The organism is Caballeronia sp. (genome assembly GCF_049581465.1).
Lineage (GTDB): Bacteria > Pseudomonadota > Gammaproteobacteria > Burkholderiales > Burkholderiaceae > Caballeronia.
Window position 1 is genome coordinate 1 of sequence record NZ_JBAUSA010000556.1, and the last position, 5,037, is coordinate 5,037.

6 protein-coding genes are annotated in these 5,037 nt (G+C 60.0%); all 6 read right to left on the reverse strand.

The window, feature by feature from the left end:
- Positions 1–636 (reverse strand): GTP-binding protein (locus WCA53_RS13700; RefSeq protein WP_423910980.1); only part of this gene is annotated, 636 nt, incomplete at its 3' end.
- Positions 633–2,063, reverse strand: a complete 1,431-nt coding sequence (selA, locus tag WCA53_RS13705) for an L-seryl-tRNA(Sec) selenium transferase (RefSeq protein ID WP_423910983.1) — start codon at positions 2,061–2,063, stop codon at positions 633–635. The genes WCA53_RS13700 and selA, both read right to left, overlap by 4 nt.
- A 26-nt stretch (positions 2,064–2,089) precedes the next feature.
- Positions 2,090–3,073, reverse strand: a complete 984-nt coding sequence (fdhE, locus tag WCA53_RS13710; protein WP_423910988.1) for a formate dehydrogenase accessory protein FdhE — start codon at positions 3,071–3,073, stop codon at positions 2,090–2,092.
- 45 nt (positions 3,074–3,118) lie between these two features.
- On the reverse strand, positions 3,119–3,766 hold the full coding sequence (locus WCA53_RS13715; protein WP_423910993.1) for a formate dehydrogenase subunit gamma: 648 nt from the start codon (positions 3,764–3,766) through the stop codon (positions 3,119–3,121).
- Positions 3,753–4,685, reverse strand: coding sequence for a formate dehydrogenase subunit beta (gene fdxH, locus WCA53_RS13720; RefSeq protein WP_423910996.1), 933 nt, complete (start codon positions 4,683–4,685; stop codon positions 3,753–3,755). Before fdxH ends, WCA53_RS13715 begins: the two co-directional genes overlap by 14 nt.
- Positions 4,686–4,694: 9 nt before the next feature.
- Positions 4,695–5,037, reverse strand: a 343-nt coding sequence (locus WCA53_RS13725; protein WP_423911000.1) for a molybdopterin dinucleotide binding domain-containing protein, incomplete at its 5' end; no start/stop codon positions are given.

Below are 5,037 nucleotides of genomic sequence, written 5' to 3' on the forward strand. Positions count from 1 at the left end.
CAGCAAAGTCTCGCCCACTCGTACGCACCCGGCGGCGACCGTGCCCGTCACGATCGTGCCTTGTCCAGCGAGCGTGAAAACGCGATCGATAGCAAGCCGAAACATGCCGTCGTCGCGACGCGTCGGCCATTGCGCCGCCACCGCTCGCAAATGCGCGTTCAACGCGGCCACGCCAGGATCATCGGCCCGCGTGGCGTTGGTGTCGAAAACCGGCGCGTCCTGCAACGCGCCTCCAAAGAGCAACGTCGCGATTTCGCGATGCACTTCGCGCACTCGCTGCGGTTCCACGCGATCTATCCTGGTCACAGCAATCGCGCCGCGCTCGACCCCGAGCAATCGCAGAATCGCCAGATGCTCGCGCGTTTGCGGCATCACGCCATCGTCGGCGGCAATCACCAGCAGCGCGTAATCGATACCGCTCGCGCCCGCCGTCATCGTATGGACGAGTTTCTCGTGGCCGGGAACGTCGATCAGGCCTAGCACGTCGCCGTTATCAAGCGGCACGTACGCGTAGCCCAATTCGATCGAAATGCCGCGCGCTTTCTCTACTTTCAGCCGGTCGGTGTCTACGCCCGTCAGCGCGCGGACCAGCGTAGTCTTGCCATGATCGACATGGCCCGCCGTGCCGACTATCATCCCTGCACACCCGACAACTGGGCAACGAGTTCAGCTTCGTCGCCCGCTTCGAGACAACGCAAATCAAGGCGCAGGGCGTCATCGGCGATACGGCCGATTATTGGACGCGGCAGCTCGCGCAGGCGTTTTTCGAGCGCGAGCAAGTGACGGCCGCCGCGTTTGCCATCGGCCATCCTGACGACGAGGCCGTAGCTGGGCAATACGTCGACCGGCAGTGCACCGCTGCCGATCTGGCTGAACATTGGTTCGATCGCCACCGCGTACCGCTCGCCGACGGTTCGTTGCAATACGGGCTGAACGCGCTCGGCCGCTACGCGCACTGCGTCGGCAGGACGTGTCAGCACGCGTAGCGTGGTCAGGCGTTCCGCCAGTTTCTCAGGTGTGCGATACAAACGCAGCACGGGCTCAAGCGCGGCAAGCGTCAGTTTACCGACGCGTAACGCGCGCTTGAGCGGGTGCTTCTTGATCTTCCGAATTAACTCGAGCCGGCCAACGATCAGGCCGGCCTGCGGGCCACCAAGCAGCTTGTCGGCGCTGAACGTGACCAGATCGGCACCCGCCGCAATCGTTTCACGTACTGTCGTTTCTCGCGGCAATCCCCATTGCGTCAGGTCGACCAGCGTGCCGCTGCCGAGGTCCACGACTACCGCCAAACCACGCGCTTTGGCGAGCGGCGCCAGCTCATCCACGCGGACCTCTGCCGTAAAGCCACTAATGGCGTAGTTACTGGCGTGGACCTTCATCAGCATCGCGGTTCGCGGGCCAATAGCGTGCTCGTAATCCTTCAGGTGCGTGCGATTCGTCGTGCCGACTTCGCGCAGTTTTGCGCCCGCCCGGCTCATGATGTCGGGTATGCGGAACGAGCCGCCGATCTCCACCAGTTCCCCGCGCGACACGATCACTTCTTTCTTCGACGCGAGCGCCGACAAAGTGAGCAGCACAGCAGCTGCGTTGTTGTTCACGACGGTCGCCGCTTCGGCGCCCGTGAGTTCGCAAATAAGCTCGTCGATCAGGTCGTCGCGATCTCCGCGCTTGCCCGTTTCAAGATCGAACTCGAGGTTGATCGGTTGCGTGAGCGCGGTGACCACGGCGCCGAGCGCCTCAACAGGCAACAACGCGCGGCCGAGATTGGTATGGAGCACGGTGCCGGTCAGGTTGAACACGCTGCGCAACCTCGCTTGGGCGCGATCGCGAAGCATCTCTCCAACCGATATGGCGAGGGGCGCTGTATCCAGCGAAGCCACGGACGCTTGACCGGCCTGTGCATCCGCGCGCCAGGTTTCAAGGGCGTGGTGCAACGCGGCCAGTACTTGTGAACGGCCAAACTCCGCTGCCAGCATTAGAAATTCGGGCGACGCCATCACCTTCTCGACTGATGGCACACGCGCCATCAGCGCCCGCAATTCGGCGCTCGATACATCGCTCACAAGTCGATCCCTCTTAGTTGGACGCGTCAGGCCGATCTCTCTTCCTCGTCGACTTGTTCCGGCCACAGCCATGGATGCGGCGACGCCCGCCTGTATCCTTCCTCGCCCATCAGCAGATCGAGTGTCAGGCTAGCGAGGTCGTCTGCAAACGGGTCGAAATCGTAGTCCTTATTCTGATAGCCAATCTTTCGATACGTGTGGCATTCATCGCACGATTCGGCCTTAAGCAGCGCTCTTTTCGATTCAGCTTCCTTAGTCTGCGTGTCGGCATCCGGCGTTCCGAGCGCGTGGTACGCGATGCCTTTCGTCGAGTCGCAGTTCGAACATTTCGAACGGACCATATGCCATTCTGTCGCGCACAGCCCGCATTGAAGGAAGCGGTAATTGTCATACGCACCGCCAAGCCGTACCGTGCTCGCGACCGGATGCGAGCCGCAAATCGGGCACAGGCCGGGCGTCTCCAGATACGGAATCTCGCGGGGGTCAATATCGGCGGCAAGATCGGTCCAGACCACTTGCAACGCGGCCACGATAAATGGCGCGCTAGCGGGATCCACTTCGGCGAAGCGCTGGGCAAAGATCGCGTCGGCTTGTGCGTCTAGTGTTGCGGCGTCGAGCGATCTTAATTTCTCTATTAGTTGCTCAAGCGTCGGCGTAAGAGGCGCGGCAGCCTCTATCTTGTCTAGCAAGCTGATTAGAACGTCGCGCCAGGCCGGATCGCGCACACCCGATAGCGCGGGAATCAAGGGCATTGAGTGCTGTTGCGCGGTGGCGATCGACTCGGCGCTAGGCGCCCTCGCCTTAAAGCCCCGCATAATCGCCTGCTGCGCGTCCGCGAGCCCCGCCATCAGGCGCAAATAACCCGCGATAGGATTCCCCCGGTCGGCAAGCTGGCGCAATCGAGTAGCGCGAGCCATGAAGATGCTCGCGCGCTCAGGCGTCCGAATGCGGGGAACGGCCGATTGATCGAGCGACTCGATATCACCGGCTGCCAGGATGCGTTGAACCACGGTCGGTCCTTTGCTCGGACTGCAATGCATCAAAAGTCGGAATTCCTACTTCCTGATTATCTCTTCAAACCATCGCGGATGATGCTTTCTTGCCCATCCATATGTCACGGTGCCCCGCGTCATGGCGCCAATCGATCCTTTGATCCACAAGGCCGCGTAGATATGCACCACGATCCCGACCATCAAAACGAACGCTGCCGCGGCATGAACCACCACAGCGAAACGGATGATCTCGATCGGAAAATAGACTGAGAAATACCGCCGCCAGATCACAATGCCGCTTGCCAGCAACGCGAGCAAACATACGACCATTGTGAAAAACAGCAGCTTCTGTCCGGCATTGTACTTACCTATCGCGGGCAGTTTTTCCTCACGATTATTGAGGACGTCATCGATTTGCTTCATCCACTGGATGTCCATCTTATCCAGGTAATTGTGACGCCAGAATCGCAGGGCAAGGATCAGGAACGAAAGGAACATGACACAGCCGACAAACGGATGCAGGATGCGTGTCCATTGCCCGCCGCCGAAAATGGCGTATAGCCAGGACATCGCCGGGTGAAACATGGCAAGCCCGGACAACGCCAGCAGCACGAACGTGATGGCGGTGATCCAGTGATTCGTGCGCTCGTTAGGCGTATAGCGCACGATCAGTCTGTTTCCCTTCACGTCTTTCAGGTCATGGTCTTCCATCGGTTTGCTCCCGCGAACGGCGTAGTTCCTCGGCTTCCCTCAGCGCGTCTACTTCATCTGTCTCCGACACCTCGTTCGGACCGACCCGGGTGTAATGGAAGAAGCCCGCCAGCGCCGCGACTGCAATCCCGGCAAGCGCCAGGGGTTTCGCCAGACCTTTCCAAACGTACACCATCGCGCTGATCTTTGGATCTTCTGGCAAGCCGTGATAGAGAGTGGGTTTGTCCGCGTGATGAAGCACATACATCACATGCGTGCCGCCGACGCCTGCCGGGTCATACAAACCTGCGTTCTCAAAGCCACGCTCTTTCAGGTCGACGACCCTGTCCGCGGCCTGCTGCTTCATGTCCTCTTTCGTGCCGAACATGATGGCGCCGGTCGGGCAGGTTTTCACGCAAGCCGGCTCCTGCCCGACCGCCACGCGATCAGAACATAGCGTGCACTTGTAAGCGCGATTGTCCTTCTTCGATATGCGCGGCACGTTGAATGGGCAACCCGTCACGCAATAGCCGCAACCAATACAGTTTTCCTCGTGAAAATCCACGATGCCATTGGTGTACTGCACGATCGCGCCCGGCGACGGACACGCCTTCAGGCAGCCGGGGTCCTCGCAGTGCATGCAACCGTCCTTGCGGATCAGCCATTCGAGATTGCCGTCAGGATTCTCGTACTCGGAGAACCGCATGACGGTCCACGAATGTTCGGTCAGGTCCCGCGGATTATCGTAGACGCCGGTTGTATCGCCGATTTCATCACGCAAATCGTTCCATTCCATGCAGGCCGTCTGACACGCCTTGCAGCCGATGCACTTCGACACATCGATCAGCTTGGCCACGGTCCCGGTACTGGGTTCGCGAACCTGCGGCTCGGGCAGCGTGGTGGCGGAGAGACGCTTGATATCCAGCGATTGGAGTGCCATCTCTTTTCCTCAAGCCTTTTCGACCTTGACGAGAAACGACTTGGACTCGGGCGTTTGCGTATTCCCGTCGCCCACGGAAGGCGTCAGCGTATTGATGAGATAGCCGGGCTTCGCAAGACCCTTGAACCCCCAGTGCAACGGCAATCCAACCGTCTGTACTTTCTTTCCTTCGATCATCAGCGGCTTGATACGTTTGGTCACAACCGCGACCGCCACAATATACCCACGGTTCGACGATACTTTCACGCGGTCCCCCGCCACCACGCCCACTTCCTTGGCCAGATCCTCGCCGATCTCCACGAACTGTTGTGGCTGCACGATCGAATTGAGGAGCACGTGCTTGGTCCAGTAA